This is a genomic window from Actinoplanes sp. NPDC051475 (genome assembly GCF_040689425.1).
Lineage (GTDB): Bacteria > Actinomycetota > Actinomycetes > Mycobacteriales > Micromonosporaceae > Actinoplanes.
The window spans coordinates 1-17306 of sequence record NZ_JBFAZZ010000022.1; the positions used below are offsets into that span (position 1 = coordinate 1).

The 17306-nt window shown below is 68.7% G+C and carries 13 protein-coding genes; 10 read left to right on the top strand and 3 right to left on the bottom strand.

Annotated features, from left to right (window positions below; translation table 11 throughout):
- The 4 genes from AB0368_RS33445 to AB0368_RS33460 form a co-directional block, all read left to right on the top strand.
- The coding region (locus tag AB0368_RS33445) for an integrase core domain-containing protein (RefSeq protein ID WP_139338199.1) at positions 1-100 on the top strand (100 nt) is incomplete at its 5' end.
- A gap of 9 nt (positions 101-109) precedes the next feature.
- Positions 110-583 (top strand): NUDIX hydrolase, encoded by a 474-nt coding sequence (locus AB0368_RS33450; RefSeq protein ID WP_366158022.1) that lies wholly within the window; start codon positions 110-112, stop codon positions 581-583.
- A 580-nt stretch (positions 584-1163) separates the two neighbouring features.
- On the top strand, positions 1164-1790 hold the full coding sequence (locus tag AB0368_RS33455; protein WP_366158023.1) for a hypothetical protein: 627 nt from the start codon (positions 1164-1166) through the stop codon (positions 1788-1790).
- 181 nt (positions 1791-1971) lie between these two features.
- Positions 1972-2100, top strand: coding sequence for a hypothetical protein (locus tag AB0368_RS33460; RefSeq protein WP_366158024.1), 129 nt, complete (start codon positions 1972-1974; stop codon positions 2098-2100).
- 148 nt (positions 2101-2248) lie between these two features.
- Here the strand turns inward: AB0368_RS33460 and AB0368_RS33465 are convergent, their stop codons facing one another.
- Positions 2249-2854, bottom strand: coding sequence for an ATP-binding protein (locus tag AB0368_RS33465; protein WP_366158025.1), 606 nt, complete (start codon positions 2852-2854; stop codon positions 2249-2251).
- Complete coding sequence (locus AB0368_RS33470) at positions 2842-3456, bottom strand: acyl-CoA dehydrogenase family protein (RefSeq protein ID WP_366158026.1); 615 nt, start codon at positions 3454-3456, stop codon at positions 2842-2844. Before AB0368_RS33470 ends, AB0368_RS33465 begins: the two co-directional genes overlap by 13 nt.
- Positions 3457-3906: 450 nt before the next feature.
- On the opposite strand from AB0368_RS33470, the gene AB0368_RS33475 reads away from it, so the two are divergent.
- From AB0368_RS33475 to AB0368_RS33495, 5 genes are all read left to right on the top strand, one after another.
- A complete protein-coding gene (locus AB0368_RS33475; protein WP_366158027.1) occupies positions 3907-4227 on the top strand; it encodes a hypothetical protein in 321 nt (106 codons plus the stop codon).
- Positions 4228-4392: 165 nt separating this feature from the next.
- On the top strand, positions 4393-5706 hold the full coding sequence (locus AB0368_RS33480; RefSeq protein WP_366158028.1) for an MFS transporter: 1314 nt from the start codon (positions 4393-4395) through the stop codon (positions 5704-5706).
- A complete protein-coding gene (locus AB0368_RS33485; protein ID WP_366158029.1) occupies positions 5703-6284 on the top strand; it encodes a hypothetical protein in 582 nt (193 codons plus the stop codon). Before AB0368_RS33480 ends, AB0368_RS33485 begins: the two co-directional genes overlap by 4 nt.
- 433 nt (positions 6285-6717) lie before the next feature.
- A complete protein-coding gene (locus AB0368_RS33490; RefSeq protein WP_366158030.1) occupies positions 6718-7452 on the top strand; it encodes a hypothetical protein in 735 nt (244 codons plus the stop codon).
- A gap of 164 nt (positions 7453-7616) precedes the next feature.
- Positions 7617-12809, top strand: coding sequence for a hypothetical protein (locus AB0368_RS33495; RefSeq protein ID WP_366158031.1), 5193 nt, complete (start codon positions 7617-7619; stop codon positions 12807-12809).
- Positions 12810-12856: 47 nt separating this feature from the next.
- Here AB0368_RS33495 and AB0368_RS33500 read toward each other — a convergent pair whose 3' ends face one another.
- Positions 12857-13006: a hypothetical protein gene (locus tag AB0368_RS33500; RefSeq protein ID WP_366158032.1), complete on the bottom strand. Its 150-nt coding sequence runs from the start codon at positions 13004-13006 to the stop codon at positions 12857-12859.
- Between the two features lie 316 nt (positions 13007-13322).
- Between AB0368_RS33500 and AB0368_RS33505 the strand changes: the two genes are divergently transcribed.
- A complete protein-coding gene (locus tag AB0368_RS33505) occupies positions 13323-17234 on the top strand; it encodes a hypothetical protein (RefSeq protein WP_366158033.1) in 3912 nt (1303 codons plus the stop codon).
- Positions 17235-17306 lie beyond the last annotated feature (72 nt).

Genomic DNA, 17306 nt, shown 5'->3' on the forward strand with positions numbered 1-17306 from the left:
GGCCTTCCTACATCACTACAATCACCACCGGCCCCACTCAGCAATCGGCGGCCTACCACCCATCACCAGGTTGACCAACGTCCCTGGACAGCACAGCTAGCCTGCCGTGGTGACCTCTGACTACACCGCCACACTGCCGCGCAAGCGGATGGGCGCCGGTGTGCTGCTATCGGACGACCAGGGCCGCAGCCTGCTCGTCGAGCCGTCATACAAGGACTATTGGGAGCTTCCTGGCGGCGCTGTCGAGGCCGATGAGTCGCCGCACGCCGCGGTGGCGCGCGAACTCACGGAAGAACTCGGCCTGTCGGTCGAGCTTGGCCGGTTGCTGGTGAGCGACTGGGTGCCGCCGCGCCCTGGTCGCACCGAGGGCCTGATGATGGTGTTCGACGGCGGTGTCCTCACGCCGGAGCAGACCGCGCAGATCCGGCTTCCGGCCGATGAGCTGCGCAGCTGGGCATGGTGCACCGAGCAGGAGGCCGGCGAGCGGCTCTCGGAGCTTCTCGCGCGCCGGGTGGCTGCGGCGGTCCGGGCCCGCGCTGACGGCGTGACGGTGTACCTGGAGAACGGATTCTTCGTCGCCTGAGCGATGACACGCACGGGCCTCGCCTGGATCGGTGGCTACGGAGAGCCTGCTGCCATATTTCCAAGGTCAGCCGCGGTGGCCGACTCCCCGTCCACGCGGGGGGGCGGCGATTCCCGCGGCGCCGGGCCGTCAGGCTAGCGCGGTCAACACTGGCCAAATTGGGCGATAACGGCCGTTATGTCAACTCAGGTTGACAAGCGGGTGGAAGTGGACTACGCCGCGGTCGCCGAGCTGGCCATCGAGCGCGTGCCGCCGGCAGCCCCACCGGCCTTGCGCCCACCAAGGTGTGCCGAGCCATCCTGGAGCCTGCCCCGCCGCCGAGGCGATGCGGTCCAGGGGCGGAACGCTGGCTCGGGGCGGGCAGGCCATCGGCCCGCAGGGCTGATCCGGCGCAACCACTCACGCACGTAGCCCGGGCACAGCGGGAGCAGCGGCCTGCACCACCCACCCAGCCACGAGGACCGCCTTTGACCTTCGCCTTTGACGCTGGTGGCATCGCCTGTGAGCTGCTGCGGGGGGTTTGTCGACGCGGCGGCGGGCGGTGGTTGTTACAGGTCGCGGCTACGATCCTCCGCCTCGCTTGATCAGGATGTACGGGGAGGTCGTGGTGGGGTACGGGGCGATGGCGTGGGCGGTGGATCTCGGCCGTATTCGCGGTGAGGTGGGAAGCGAGGATCCGGCGCTGGCGCAGCGGTACGGGGCTGCTTTCGCCGAGCGTCGTGACGAGGTGCAGGGGATGATTGACGACGTGATCGGGGACGGTTCGGTCCTCACGCTCCCGGATGTCGCACGGCACATGATCCTGGGAGAGCCGTACGACGAGCGGATCGGGTTCGCCTACGGCTATTTCCTGGAGTATCTGTGTGACGTCCATGGGGCGTTCTTGCCTAACCCGCGGTGGATGCCGGTGCCGGTGGACTGGTGCGAACGCGTGGACGAGGTGCTGGGCGGTGCGGGGTTGCTCGCCGAGGACTTTTCCATGTCGGACTTGATGTTTGGTGGTGCGCCGGTGCCGCTGCCACGGATCGACGGCTTCCCGGGGATCGGCTACCGGGAGTACGGGTCGTTGGAGGAGCCGGCTGGCCTGCTCGCTCGCGTCGGAGCGACGGATATCGCGGAGGAGTACCAGGACGCCGCGTACGACGTGTTTCAGTGGCTTTCCGAAGCGCATGACGCGGGTCGCTCGGTGGTGGCCTTCTTCCACTAGGGAATTCGTGCGCGGGGTGGCGTCAGTCGTCGTCGGCGCGGCGGTGGCGGGCGGCGCTGGCGAAGGCGCGCAGTTTGGCGGCGAGCTCCGGCTGGGGGGTTCTGGCGTGCGAGCCGCTCGGACAGCGGCTGATCGTGGAGCAGGTGTACGAACACTACGGCAACGTCGGGCAGGGCTCGAGGTGCTGGGCCGTGTCGACGAAACGCCGGCACTGCGCCGCGCCGTGCAGCTGCTGCGCGCATCGGGAGCCGATGAGCAGGTCGCCGCGGCACGCGCGGCCTGGCTGCGCGAGCGCGCCAACAGCCGGTGACCCGCCGCGGTTAGGCCCTCAAGGACAGTCGAATACCCCGGCAGAGCCGGCGGCCGCACCGGTTCGTGCCGCGCGCTCATGCACCAGCAGCCGCCGCGCCCGTCGCAGGTTCACGCGCGCCAGTACCGCGGCGAACCCGTCGCAGAGTTCATGCCCGGTGCGGGGCGTTCTGCGGCCGCGCAGGCTCGGTCGTGTCCGGCGATTCGCCGACCGGCGCACCCGTTGGCAGGGTGAGCAAGATCCGGGTGCCGCCGCCGGGATTGTCGGCGGCGCGGATGCTGCCGTCGTGGCGTTCCGCGATCTTCTTGCAGATCGCCAGACCCAGCCCGGTGCCGGCGCAATTGCGGGTGTGGGCAGCGCTGCGGTGGAAGGTGTCGAACACCTTCGCCTGGTCTGCGGCCGGGATGCCGATGCCGCGGTCGGCGATCTGGATCCGGGCGTGGGTGTCGCCGGGCCGGTGGTGCGCGGAGATGTCGATACGGGCCCGCTGGCCGGGCAGGGTGTACTTCAACGCGTTGCCGATCGGGTTGTCCAGCAGCTGGCGCAGCAGCACCGGGTCGGCGTGCACCGTGGGCAGCGGCCCGGTGTAGACGTCGGGGAACAGGGCCACCTGTCCGTCGGTCGGGTTGCGCAGGTGCGCGGTGCGTTCGGCGACGACCTCGGCGGTCAACGCTTGCAGTTCGACCGCGACGGGGCTGATCGCCGCGTCGCGGGCGGTGGCGTAGGTCAGCAGGTCGTCGATCAGCCGGCGCATCCGCTCGACCCCGGCGTGCACCCGCTGCAACGCCGGGCGCAGCGCTGCCGGGGAGGTGGCGGCGTCGAGGTAGCGGCGCGTGCGTGGCGGTGCTGAACATGTACAGCCGGCGCCAGGACCGGCGCCGCGGGCTGCTGCCGGGACGGGGCGGACGCCGCGGTGAGCAGGCTGAGGCCGCCGGAGCGGTACAGGCTGTCGTGGATGCCGTCGGGGTAGAGCAGCCCATTCAGGTCCGCGCGGGCCTTGGCGATGGGGTGGTGGCGCTGGAACCCGGCCGCGCCGAGTAGCGGCGCTAGCTCGGCGACCGTCTGCACCGCCGAGTCGACGCCGGCGGCTTTGCCGACCCGGGCCGCCAGGTCAGCGCCGGGGTCCGCGGCCGCGGCCAGCCGGGCGGTGGTCACGGCTGCGAGCAGCGCCGCGGTGATCTGCGCGTGGGTGGGGCCCAGCGTGATCAGGGCGTTGTCCCGTACCCGGGGCAGGCTGCCCACCCGGGTCCGGGCGGCGAGCCCGTCGACGACCAGGGCGTGCACGCCGGCTGCGGTGCCCGGCGCGGTCGCGGTGACCAGCCGCCAAAGCCCGCGAAGGAATACCGCCAGGCCCACGCCGGGAGCGCCGATCAGCGCGGCGCGCCCAACGCTTGGCCTCCACGACCCAGCAGCGCCGAAGCGGGCGAAGTCCACCGCGCCCGGACAGCCCAGGACAGCTACGGACAGCTATTTCGCGGAGATCCGAGCAGGCAAGGTCGTCAAGGAAGCGACCCACCTTTGCTCGACAATCGCCGCCGTTTCGACCGCACCCGCATCCAGCGGCGTGGCCGCACACGAGGCGCGAACCCATGCCGGTGCGTTCGCTGCCCGGCTAGGTAACGGCGTCACGGTCACGCCGCGGACCGGAGCCCACCACCACCACCATTCCCGGAAAGAGGCAGCAATGAACAAGACCCTCGCTCGAACCGACGCTGTTGTTACCGCTGCGCTGGGCCTGACGTTCACCGTGGCCACGCCCGCGCTGGTCAGCGCGGACAGTGCAAGGGCGACGCCTACGCCTCCTGCGTGGCGGTCAACGGCACGAAGCTGCACGTCAACTCGATCAAGAGCCGCGTCGCGCTTTACGCCAAGACGTGCCGGACCGGCCACAGCCAAGTGCTGATCAAAGGCAAGCACTACGCCGACTCCAACGGCGGCAAGGACAAGGACTACTGCTCCAAGTCGATCTTCGGCGCCGAGGTCGCCACAGGCACGTGGAACGTCAACCGCGACTACGCCAAGGGCACCAAGACCTGCTTCAAGTTCGGGCGGTACACCGGCGCCGCCGGGCCCGGCACGTCCAACGGCTACACCAGCTACGGCACCGCCTGCGCCGCCGTCGGCTGACCCGCACGGCCCAGTGCTGCGGCTGGTGACGCCGCCGGGATCACCAGCTTTCCGTGCCGGCACCGCACGCGAGGCAATTCCGCTGCCACCGTGACGCCCCTATTCCTTCCGTGGAGATCTTCCATGACCGTCGCCTTAAATCCTGCGCCCAGCACGAGCGCTGGCGTGTCCGGTGTGTTGCGCCGCTACCGACTCGCGATCAGCCTGATGTTCGGCATCGCCGGCATGACCATCGGCACGTGGACCGCGCGGATCCCCGCCATCCAGCACAACATCAAGATGGCCGACGCCAAGCTGAGCACCTGCCTGCTCCTGCTCGCTGTTGGCGGCCTGGTCGGCATGCGTGCCGCCGGCTGGCTCATCGACCGCCACGGCAGCACCACGGTCATGGTCTGGCCATCGCTGGCCCTCGGCGGGGCGCTCCTGCTCGCCGGCCACGCCCCGACGTGGACGATTCTGGCCGCCGCCCTGCTCACCTTCGGCATCCTGCACGGCACCCTTAACGTGGCGATGAATGCTGCGGCAGTCTCGTGCCAGACCGCGTACGGACGACCGATCATGACGTCCTTCCACGCGCTGTTCAGCATCGGCGGCGTCGCCGGGGCCCTGCTGTCCGCCGCCTGCGCCCACATCGGCCTCAGCGTCGCCGACGCCTTCGCCGCCGTCGCTGTCATGTCCACCGCTGCGGCCGGATGGGCGATCCACCGCCTCATCCCCGCACCCGTCTCGAACCCCGACAGCCAGGAGTCAACAGCCACGGCCGAACCGGCGCACCGCCAGCCGCGAACCCGGATCCTGCTGCTCGGCCTGCTCGCCTTCAGCGCACTGATCAGCGAAGGCGCCGCCGCTGACTGGGCCAGCACCTACCTCACCCGCCTCGGCGCGACACCCGCCACGGCCGCCACCGCCTACGCGGCCTTCGCCGCAAGCATGACCATCGGCCGGCTCATCGGCGACCGCCTCACCGCCACCATCGCACCCGCCGCCCTGCTGCGCGGCTGCGGCCTGATCGGCGGCGGTGGCCTCGCCCTCGGCCTGATCGGCGGGACGCCGGTCGCTGCGATCGCCGGGTTCGCCTGCCTCGGCGCCGGACTGTCCTGCGTCGTTCCGCTGCTCTACTCCACCGCAGGCGGCCTCGACCCGGCCCGACGCGGCGCAGCGCTGTCGCGCGTCGCAGCGCTGGGCTACCTCGGCTACGTCACCGGCCCGGCCATCATCGGCGGCGCCGCCATGCACGTCGGCCTCGGCAACGCCCTCCTCATCCTCCCCGCCCTCGCGACTCTGCTGATCATCGCCGCCCCGGTCGTGCACCGCAGCCGCGGCCGACACCACCGAACGAGAAACCCTCGTAGCCAGAACACGCTCGTGCCGGCCGGAGGCGACGACAAGACACATCCCACCCGCCAGATCCTCACGCCCAAGTTCACCACCAACCACATCGACCATCAGGTCCCCGAGCTCGAAGGAGCCCTCCGATGAACACCACCCTCACCCGCACCGCCACCATCGCCGACGCCGCCGCGGCCATTGCTGAGCACGATAAGACAATCAGCTCGACCCGGGTCACCGCCCGGACCCGGCGCCGCACTCCGCTGCTGATGATCATCGCCGCCGCCATCGCCGCGGCACTGCCACTGATGGGCGCCACCCCGGCGCAAGCCGCCACCTACCGAGATCCGACCGCGGGCTCAGGATCGAGGGCCCTGTCCGCATCCGGCTGTCGAGCAGCACCGTACTCGTTCAGCTTCTCGGGGTATGGCTCGCTGATGTTCCCCGAGCACCCGGACAAGGGATGGAGCCGCAGCTTCAGTCCGGTACTCACGACCACCAAGCAGTGCAAGGACATCCAGATCTGGAACACCAACAACTGGCGGATCCGAGCCTGCGTGAGCTTCGGTACCAGTACCTACGTCAAGTGCAACTACACCACTGACTTGATCGCCGGTCAGTGGAAGAACGTGGCCACCAACGTCAAAGACGGCACCAAGTTCCGCCTGGTGGTGGGCATCATGTTCGAGGACAACGTCCCTGGCGCCTCGGGTAAGGCCGAGTTCTGAGTTCCCGGCAAGCCCTGGACCGACGACAGGGTGTTGCTGCGGTTCGCGCGACACCCTGTCGTCCCGCCGACGCGGTGCCGAGCCGGGTGGACTCATGCAGCCACCAGCCTGCTCACCGGCGAGATCGACCCTCCCCGTCCGCGTGCCGCGCTGCCACCGGGTGGCAGCACGACCTACCCCGGCATCGTCACCGGCCCCTCAACATCGGCGCCCCGCAACACCGCTCAGGCTCGAAAAACGCCTACCCACGAGCTCGCCCTGGCCATGCTGACGATCACGCGGTCTGGGCCGTGCGCCCGCCCGCTCCGAAGCCGGCCAGCTCACCGCACTTCAAGCGGACGTCCGCTGCGGGACCGGCGACACGATCCGCCGCCCGCGGACCACCCACTCGCATCCCATCGACACAACCCACCCCACGGAGGAACCCGCCACCATGCGACGACGCACCCTCGCGAGCGGCATCCTCGCCGCCACCGCAGCCCTGGCCCTGACCGCCTGCACCAACACCGGCCAGAACGGATCCCGCACGAGCACGACACCAACGAAGGCACCCGCAGCTGAGCTCGCCGAGGCCGCCGGCCGCGTCAAGAACGACACCTTCAAGATGACCATGACCGTCAAGATCGACACCACTGATGCCAGGCTCGACGGCGCCATGGACCCGGCCAAGAAGATCGGCGCCTTCACCGCCACGACAAAACGCGGCGGCACCTCGGTCATGGAATGGCGCATCCTGGGCGACGTCGTCTACCTCAAGACCAACACTCCCAGCCTGCCCGGCGCCACAAACAAGCCCTGGCGGCGCATCAACCAGGCCGAATCCGCCAGCCTCGCCGAAGGCTTCGACGGCGCCAAGATGGCCAACCCGCTCACCCAAGCCATTAACGTGCAGCGCCCCAGCGCCCGCCACTTCACCGGCAGCTTCGCCACCACCGCGGTCGCCAAGGCCCTCAGCGTGCCGACCCTGAACGGCAGCTCCAGCGCTACACCGGCACCGACCGTGGCCTTCACCGCCGACCTCGACGATCAGGGCCGCCTAACCCGCTACCACCTTGACGTTCCCAGAACCAAGGGCGGCACCTACCCACTGGAACTGACCTACTCTGACTTCGGTACCCCGGTCACCGTGCAAGCACCACCGGCCGATCAGGTCGCCGGCACCAGGTGATCGATCACGAGGGAGCCCGACACACCTGGCCACCGGTCCACTTGGCGGTGGCGCTATCCCTCCGCCGAGTTTGCGCCGTCGCCAGCACTCCAGTGGTGTCGTGCTTACCCGGCGTCGCTGGGTTGCATAGAGTGACTGCGTCGGGCGGTCGGGGAGGTACCACGGTGGGGATCACAGGCGAGTCCGAGGTGCATGATCGCACCGAAGCGGCCCTCTGGGCTGCGCCGGCCGGACCGCTGCCCGAGCCGCCGGTCGAGACCAACCTCCAGGTGCTGCCTCTCGGTCAGTTGAGCTGGCCTGACGCCGAGAAGCTCTTCCTGCGTCTTCTGGAGACTGTTCGGCCGGTCACGTACGCGAAGTTGTTCGGCACGCCCGGCCAGGGACAGCAGGGCATCGACGCGTACGCCCGTCTGCCCCTGGATCTGACAGCTGGCGACGCCACCGGCCGGGACTACATCACGCTTCAGTCACGTCGGGTGCAGACGTTGACCGCCGCCAAGATCAAGAAAGCGGTGGACGACTTCCTGGACGGCGACTGGTCGGACAAGACCCGCACCTTCTACTACGCGACGTCCTACGACTTGCAAGACAACAAGCTCGACGATGAGCTTCGGACGCAAGGCGATCGACTGGCCGCGAGCGGGATAACTTTCGTCCCTTGGGGCGTGCAAGAGGTATCCGCGCTGCTGAAGGGCCATCCGCGCATCGTTGACGACTTCTTCGGCAGGAGCTGGGTCAAGGCGTTCTGCGGGCCTGAAGCGGCCCAGGCGTTGGCGAAGAGCCTGCCCGCTCTGGACAGCAGGGAGCTGCGGTTGCGGTTGCGGCAGCTCTATCAGGCGGTGTTCTCATCCCAAGGCGGCGTACAGCAGACGGAGGACCCTGCCACCGAGCAGCAGTTCGTGATTGTCAACGTTGACCCGCGGCCCCAGCAGTCCAGTGTCGTGGACGTTGAGCAGCCGAGCACCGAAAGCTCGATCAGATCGGCGCATCCGGAGGACGGCTTCACCTACGTCGCCTCCCGCCTGGGCGCTCGCCGCCAGTCGTTCCGATCCGCCCAGAAGCTCATCGCCGCCGCCGCGGCGGACGGGCCGAGCGCCCAGGGAGCCATGCCGGCTGACGAATGGCTGGCCGCAGGCAAGTATCGGCTCGTCATCGGCGGCCCCGGCGTGGGCAAGTCGAGCCTGCTGCGGTTCGCGGCGGCCGACCTGCTCGCCGAACAGCCGCAGTCAATCACGCTGCAGCGCGAGCACGGCGGTGACCTTCCCGTCTGGCTCCCGTTCGGGTTCCTGTGCCGGCACCTCGACGCCTCGGCGGAGAATTCGCTGGTCTCCGCCGTAGAAGCGTGGCTGTTGTCGCAAAGCGCCGCCGATCTCTGGCCGCTGGCCCAGCGGGCGCTGCACGACGACCGGCTGATGCTATTCGTCGACGGCATCGACGAGTGGAGCGACGTCAGCTCAGCCGAGCATGCCCTCGGCGTTCTCGAGGCGTTCCTAGGGCGCTCGAACGCCACTGCGATCCTCTCCACGCGCCCCTACGCCGTCGACCGGCTCAACTGGCAGCGCCCGTGGGTCCACGCCGAGATCACGCCGCTGACCGACGGGCAACGCCGCAGCATCGCTGCGGGGATTCTGCGTCCAGGCACGGCTGCGGAGGTTGACCGAGAACCACGACTGCACTGGGGGACCGGCGTGGACGCGTTCCTCGCCCAGATCGAGATTTCCCCCGACCTCGCTCAGCTGTCACGGTCGCCGCTGTTCCTCACGCTGCTCGCAACGACCTGGCAGGGTGAGCCGTTACCCCGCCAGAGATTCAAGATCTATACCCGTCTCGTCGAGCTGCTGATCGAGAAGCATCCACAGATGCGACAGCGGGCCTCCCACGCTCGCGGCGGCCCGCTTCCCGCTGCTGACGCCAGCACGCTGCTCGCGGCGGTCGCCTACCGGCTGCGCCTCAAGGACGCGGCCGGCGTTGCCACCAAGCAGGACATGCGGAAGATCATCGTCGAGTCGATGACCGACGACGAAGTGCTCGGATACCAACAGGCCGAAGCCCGGCGGCTGGCCGACGCAGTCCTCACGATGGCCGAAGACGAATTCGGTCTGATCGTCTCGCACGGCGCCGGCTCCTATGGATTCCTGCACCGCGTCGTGCTCGACCACCTGGCCGGCCAGCACCTGGCGATGCTGGCGCCCGACGAACAGCTCGAGGCTGTCCGGCGGTTCGTCCACGATCCTGCCTGGCGCGACGTGTTACTCGCCCTGCTCAGCGCCCAGGTCAGCCCGCATACCACCGAACCCCTTCTCGCGGCGGCCCTGAACGCCGGTGACGGCGTGTGGGCGGACCTCGATGGATACGAGCTGCTGGCCGACGCGCTGGCCGCCGGCGTCAGGCTCACCCCCCGCGTCCAAGCCGCCCACACCAAGGACCTCGCCGAGCGGGTGGAGAAACACCCCTACGCCCGGCACCGCGCCAACCTGATCACTGCGCTGGTCGCCACGCTCGCCAGTCCAGCCGCCAGCACCCAGCTGTTACCCCTCATGAAACGGTGGCTCACCGCGCCGCGCCCAGAGCCATCAGCGACCATGTGGGCTCTGCGCGATCTGCCCATCGCCGACGACCAAGCCGCCAAGCATCTTCTCTGGGGAATACGGCACCCCCGCGACGAGGTGAAGATCAACGCGGCTGGAGCTCTCGCCCGCCGGCTCGGCGGACAGCCACACCTCGTCGCGCCACTGGTGGCACTCACCGAGACCGGGCCCAGCTCGTCCACCCAGGCGGCTGCTATCCGTGCCCTCGGCGAAGGATGGCCGGACGCCCCGGACACCGAGCGCCTGATCGAGTGGGGCCGCCGCCAACCATCCACTGCGCTGCGGCTGGTGGCGCTGAACTTGGTGTTCAAGGCCGCTGAGCCACAAGACAGCTCCGCGTTCCGCACGGAGGAGCGTGCCTGGCTGCTCTCCATGCTCTACCACGAGGACTACCGTTCGGGACCTTGGCCGGCCGCGGACCTGGTCGCCGCCTGCGCCGCCGGGAACTCTGAGGCCGCCGACTTCGCGCTGCAAACCCTCAGGACAAATGGGTCCTCCGGGGGAGATCGCGATCTGGCATGGCACCTGGCCTGCACGTCCTTCGCTGATGATGTCCGCTTCAAAAACTGGGTCGCCGAGCAGCTGGCCAGCGAGGACGAGCACAGCCTGATCCCTTACAACCTCGCCGCGATCCCCCTGCAGTGGCGTGACGACCCGGTCTTCGCCCAAGCCCTCCGCCCGCACGTCCAAGACGACCTGGCGAAACTTGCTCCCTTCGGCAGCGCTGGTCTGGCCACCGCGCTTCCGCCCGACCAGGCCACGACGGTGCTGCTGCGCGGCCTGGACGCCTGGCGCCCGTACGGAGCGGCCCGCGTCCTGGCCGACAAGTACGGCGATGACGAGACCGTCCGCGAGGCCCTGACCGCCAGGCTGCGCGGCCCCTACGAGCAGGCCGCGCCCCTCGCCGGGGTAGCCATTGATGTCCTCGGCCCCGAAGAAGGATTCGCCGTCCTCGTCTCGCTGCTGCGCCAGTCGGCCGAGGAGGGACGCAGCGAGCATTGCGTTGTGGTCGCCGAAGCGGTCGCCGAGGCATGGATTCGTCTGACGGCGACCGCGGATGAGCCCGGAGCCGGACCAGCACCGTCTGTTCTCGCCGCCTACGACCCGGCCGAGCTGGCCGCCTTGTGCACAGCTGGTGAAGCCCATTCGCTGACCTGGCATGTTGACGCTGTCATCAGCGCCTGGCCGTCCCAGCCCGCCGTACAGGACTTCGCCGAACAGCTCATCGACGACATCCGAACGCTCACCTCCGGCCTCCCGGACACCATCCCGGTCGCCATCCTCCGCAGCCACTGCACCCGAGACGACGCACGGTCACGAGAACTCTGCGCCAAAGTGTGGGCCCAGCTCGGGCACCTGGAACCGGAACTACGCGAAGTGCTGACGTTCGAGCTGACCCGCAGCGCGCTCACCCTTGACCAGCTAGTCGAGGTGCTATCCGAATGGGAGAAGGAGCCCGACTCCGAAGTCCGCCGCATCGCCTTCATCGGACTGGTGCAAGCGATCAAGCGCCACCAAGAGGTCCACGACCAGACGGCCGGCTCCGAGGTGGTCATCGACCATATGCGGTGGCTGGTAGAGAAGATCAAAGCCAACCTCTGCGCCTACGGCCCCGACCTCGACGACCTGCGGCAGCTGGCATGGATCGGCATGCTCATGCTCGGTGACCTCACGGTCATCGACGGCATCACCGAGTGGATCGGCGAATCCCGCCCGGTTGCCGTCAAGCTCACGAAACTCCCCGAAGGCGCCATCGACCAAGTCCTGGTCGACCTCATCGCCGAGCATTGGGACCGTCTACGCGAGCACTTCGGCGACGACCTATACCAGCGCCTCGACCGGACCGCCAGCGACCGGGCCAAAAGCGTCGCTGACCACCGGCACGACGTCATGGCGGCCTTGGCGACGACGGCTGCCCGGTTCCCGGCCGTCGCTGAGATCCTGCGCCACGAAGCCGACACTGATAAGAAACTTCGTGAGGACCCGAACTTCCTGCTCTGGGTCAGGCAGGAGAACCGCGGTGACGAAACCGTGCTGCGCGCCCTGGCCGGCAAGCTTGGTGCCACGAGGCACAGCTGGGCGAGCCAGGTGCTGGAAGCGGTGCTCGACAGAGATAGCTGGGCCGTGCCCGATGACACCTTCAAAGCGGTGCTCACCGACGACGCGCACACCGATCCCTCCGGCGCTCGGTGGTACAACGGAGCCAAAGTAGCCGCCTACGTGGAGCTCTTCCCGGACGACGCCGTATCGGTCACCGCATTCCGCAACCTCGAAGCATGGTTCCGCGACGACCAGGCCCGCCGCGCGCCTCGCGAATGGGATGACACATTGCCTCTGGTGCTCGCGCTCGCTCCCTCGCAGGACCTTCCTGTGATCTTCCTGCGTGTTCATGAACGGTTCCGCCACTTCAGGATGGCGCATCTGCTGCCTGCCCTGCTCAACCCTCTGGTGCGGCGTCTGCGCCGGGACGCGATCGCGGTCGACGCCTTCAAGGCCGCCGTGCGCGACCCGATGGGTATCGCGCAGCAGACTCCGCTGTTCGAGATCGAGGCGGATCCCGTCGCCCGGCAATGGCCAGACATGGTGCCGGCGCAACGGGCCTATCTCTTCGCGCTGGTCCTACGGCAAGCAGGAACGCTGCCGCACCACAAGGCCGCCCCCGTCGTGCAAACTTTGACGTCCATCTCCCCAGACATCGTCGTGAACAATCCCTTCACCGAATGGGAGGGGCCGCTGCGCCTGGCGGTCCTGGATCTTCTGCACGGCTAGGTCGGATACGCAGCCCGCCGTCGGCAAAAGCCCCTGTGATGGCCCACTTAACTGCCGCCGCCCCGACGGTTGTGCAGAACGCGCCGTCGTCGGCGAGGGCGACGCTGCGCCTTGATGGCCCCCGCCAGGGTGATGATGCCGCCGGCCAACGAGATGAGGTCGCCGAGAATGGTCGTCACGGTGGTCCAGGTCTGCATGGTTGATCGTCCTTCGTGTTCACGGGCTCGGTACGAGATCCAGGTTGTCCCCACGGTCGCGTCGCCGGCTGTACGCTGCCGTACTTTCCCTGGTCGTACGCCTGTGACCAGGCCCGGAACGACAGTCCGCAGCACACCCGCCGTACGCTGAGCGCACAGCAGACGCGACGGGAGGACACCGGTCATCGGCGGGCGCGGCAAACCGATCAACCAGTCACAGTGGCCCGCCCCGGGACCGCGGCGCGACTGGCTCGAGCTGTGCGCGCGGATCCATCGCGAGAACGGACTCCCCAGCCTGCGCACGTTGGCAGCCCGGATGGACCTTTCGTCGGCCACCCGGGTCGGCGATATCCTGCGCGGTCGCTCTTGGCCTGCCGACGACGCTCAGGCCGAGAGTTTGCTGATTGCGCTCGGTGCCATGGACGCGGAACTCTCGCGCGGGCGGCGGCTCTCCCGGAAAGCCCGCATGGAGCGGGATTCCGTGCCCGGCCGGCGCGAGCACCCGGACTGGTGGCGTCGTTCCGACTACGTCGAAGGGCTCGCGGACATCGCGCCGCCTGACCTTATAGACCGCGCCACCGAACTCGACGAACTCGCCACCTGGTGCGCCGGCGACGAGGCGTACGTCTGGTGGCAGGCGCCGCCCCGGGCAGGCAAGACGGCGCTGATGTCGTGGTTCGCCCTGCACCCGCCACCGGACGTGTGGGTGGTGTCGTTCTTCGTCACGGCACGACTAGCCAGCCAGGCGGACAGCGCAGCCTTCACCGACGCCCTGCTCGATCAGCTCATCGCGATCACCGACGAACAGCTCCCGCAAGTCACATCGCCAGGCGGACGCGACGGGCTCCGTCGCCGGCTGCTGTCCGCAGCCGCAGCAAAGGCCACCGCGGCGGGATACAGACTGGTGCTCCTGGTCGACGGACTCGACGAGGACTGCGGGTCCGCCCCCGGCTCGGGCATGGCCAGCATCGCCGCTCTCCTGCCCAAGCGCCCGGACGACCTCAAAGTTGTCGTCGCGGGACGCCCCGATCCACCGATCCCGACCGACGTCGACCGAGACCACCCCTTGCATACCGCCCGGATACGCCCCTTGGAAGCCTCGCCGCACGCCCGCCACGTGACCGAGCTCGCCGAACGCGAACTCGATGAGCTCCTCGCCGTCGACCCCCGGCGTCACGACGGACTCGGTCTCGAGGTACTGGGACTGGTCGCAGCCAGCGGCGGCGGCCTTGACCGCAACGATCTGCACATACTGACCGGAAGACCGACCTACCAGATCGATCATCTGGTGGACGGGGTATTCGGCCGCACCGTCGCTGCTCGCGCCGAGCAGCACGCAGAGAAGCGGGTTTTCCTCTTCAGCCACGAGACCCTTCGAGCACAGGCCGTCGAACGACTCGGGCCGCACACGCTCGCGGCATTCCGAGAGCGCCTGCACGCGTGGGCGAACAGCTACCGTCTTCAGCACTGGCCCGGCGACATGCCCGGGTACCTGGTCCGCGGGTACTTCCGCATGCTGCAAAGCACCGATGACCTTCACCGCATGTTCGCGCTCGCGACCGACACCGACCGCCATCAGTGGCTACGGAACCTTACGGGAGGCGACGACATCGCTCTCAGCGAGATCAGCGTCACCCAGCAAGCCCTCCACCACGCCGGCGTTACCCACCTGCCCCACATCGCGCAGTTGGCCTGGCTGCGGGAACGGATCCGTCGCCGCAACACCCACATCCCCTGGTCACTTGTCGAGGCACGCGCTCGCCTGGGCCAGACCACCCGAGCTGAAGCACTGGCCAATTCCTTGACGAGCGCGGACGACCGAGCCGTGGTGTTCGCGTCACTGGCCGACATCGCGGCCGAGCGTGGCCAGCTCGACGAGGCGGAACGCCTTGCCACCTCGATCCCTGCCGGAAGTCGGCGTGTGGGTGCCCTACTTGCCGTTGCCCGTCACGCGGTGGCCACCAGCGAGTTGCCCCGGGCGCGCCGGCTGGTTGACATGGCGGCCGGTCTCGTAGACGCCGACCCGGCCTTGCGTCAGGCCCGCGTGTTCGGGCAGCTCGCGGTCGCGTCGGCCAGCCTCGGTGATCAGCCCGCATCAGCGCGGTTCACCGACCAAGCCGAGGCGTGCGCGTCGGCCCTGAAATTTCCCGGCATGCGTCAGCAGGAACTCGACGCCACAGGCATAGCCGCCCTGAAAGCCGGCGACATCGAACGGGCGGTGCGGCTGCTCAACGCGTCACCGACGCGATTCGGCCAGATCCAGCAGCTGCGGCAGCTCGCGGCGACCGCAGCCCGGTACGGCGACCGGGACCGAGCCGTGGCCTGGGTCGAGCACGCAGCTGAGCTGTGCATGAGGGTCAATGCCGCCCAAGAGCGCGCCAACCGGTGCACGCTGGTCGCGACAGCGTTCGCCGAGCTGGGCGACGCACAACGCACCGCCGAGATGATCGACCATGCTGTCGGCGCCGCGCGCCAGCTCGCACCCGTCGAACAGGCCCGCATGCTCGGCTGGTGTGGTGACGTAGCGATCACGGCCGGGGACCTTGAGCGCGCGACCGCGCTGGCCGGTGAGGCGGAACAAGCAGCTCGGTCGATAGCCGATCCTTCCGAGCGGTCCTCGGCGCTCGCGTTAATCGCCTCGCTCGTGGCCAGCTTCGACGCCGCCTGGTTCGGGCGCCTTCTGCAAGAGGTCGATGCGCCCGAGGAGCGCGACCGACTACTCGAGAATGTTCTCCATGGACCCGTCCCGGTCAGTCCGGACCGTTTGCACGAGCTGGCCGGCATGATCCAGGATCCGTTCCGGCGAGCGCAGGCCCTTGCCGGAGTAGCGGTGCGCCTCGTCGGCAGCGGCGATCTTCGTGACGCCGCCAGGTACGCCGATGAAGCAGAACAGATCGCCCAGTCGATCGACACTGCCGAAGCCAAGACGGCCTCCCTGGTCGCGGCCACCAACGCGATGCTGCAGCTGGACGACCGCGAGCGGGCGGCAGCGCTGGCCGCCCGTCTGGAACCTACCGTCGTTCTGCTCGGCCCAGTCGGATCCGGGTCGCTGCTGCGCACCGCAGCCTGCGAAGCCCTCGTCGCCGTGGGTGACGTGACCGCAGCGCTGCGGCTTGCCTACACTCACGAACAACCTTCCGGCGATCCATCGTTGATCACCGCTGTCGCGCTCGCTGCTGTCCGTGCGGGTCTGCCCGCCCAAGCCCGCGACATCGTGCTCGCGCTGCCGGCCTCCTCCACGAAGATCCACGCCCTGACCCAGCTCGCACAGGAGCACATCGCCGGAGGCAAGGCGGAACAGGCACGTCAGCTGACCACCATTGCCCGCACGACCGCAGATAAGATCACCGAACCCCGCGACCGGGACTACGCGCTGCACTGGCTTCCGGCTGTGCTGTGCCGGCTGGGCGACGTCGACGGCGCCCGCCAGGTCACCGACCTGATTCGATCAACTGCGCCTCGGGTTGCGGCGCTCGTCCAGCTCGCAGAAACAGCTGCAGCAAACAGCAAGATCGGCCTGGTCGAGCAAGTCACCATCGAAGCCGAAAAGCTGAGCGCCGCCCTGGATCCCGGTCACTCCCAACTCGACCCGCTCGCCAAACTCGCCGCGGCAGCCGCGGCAGCCGGCCTCGACGATCTGACTGACCAACTCCTGCAGGGAGCCGCCACCGCGGCACGCGTCGACCCGCTCATGCGCGACCAACTTGCAGCGCTCCTGGCCGTCGCGGCAGCAAAGGCAGGTCGACTCGAGATGGCCGAGACGCTTCTCAGTGACGACGATGCGACAGCAAGCTTCTCCTGGAGCTCGCACGCCTCGAACGTCGCCAAGGTCCTTGAACTGATGCTCCAGCAGGGTGATGTCCAGCGGGCCGCCCGCACGCTGAACAGCACCACCGGGTCATGGCGCGGACACATTGAGAAGCGGTTCGCCGCGGCCGCCGCCATAGCCGGGAACTTCACCGTCGCCGAGAACGTCTCACTATCGATCGAAGACCCCGACTTGCAGGCCGCTGCGCTTGCCGCGACAGCTGTCGCCGCCGACGTCGACACAGGTCAACGGCTGCTGTCCCAAGCGTTGATCGCCGGCGGCTGGGACGCCTGCCTAACCGCGATGGCTCACCTCGCACCCGAACTGGCTCGAACCTTCGCCGACGACGTACTCGCTCTCGAGGACGACATTCCGGCTCGCCACATCAGCAAGGCGATCAAGCCGATCCTCACGCTCTGAGTCGTCGGCGTCGCCATCAGACCCACCGCCGAATGCACTGATCCGCCGATGAGCACGAACCTGCGGTTCACT

Bases quoted from the DNA above. Each gene is read 5' to 3' on its own strand.
- AB0368_RS33465 (WP_366158025.1), bottom strand. From the start codon at position 2,854: ATGCGCCGGCTGATCGACGACCTGCTGACCTACGCCACCGCCCGCGAC.
- AB0368_RS33485 (WP_366158029.1), top strand. From the start codon at position 5,703: ATGAACACCACCCTCACCCGCACCGCCACCATCGCCGACGCCGCCGCG.
- AB0368_RS33490 (WP_366158030.1), top strand. From the start codon at position 6,718: ATGCGACGACGCACCCTCGCGAGCGGCATCCTCGCCGCCACCGCAGCC.
- AB0368_RS33500 (WP_366158032.1), bottom strand. From the start codon at position 13,006: ATGCAGACCTGGACCACCGTGACGACCATTCTCGGCGACCTCATCTCG.
- AB0368_RS33505 (WP_366158033.1), top strand. From the start codon at position 13,323: ATGGACCTTTCGTCGGCCACCCGGGTCGGCGATATCCTGCGCGGTCGC.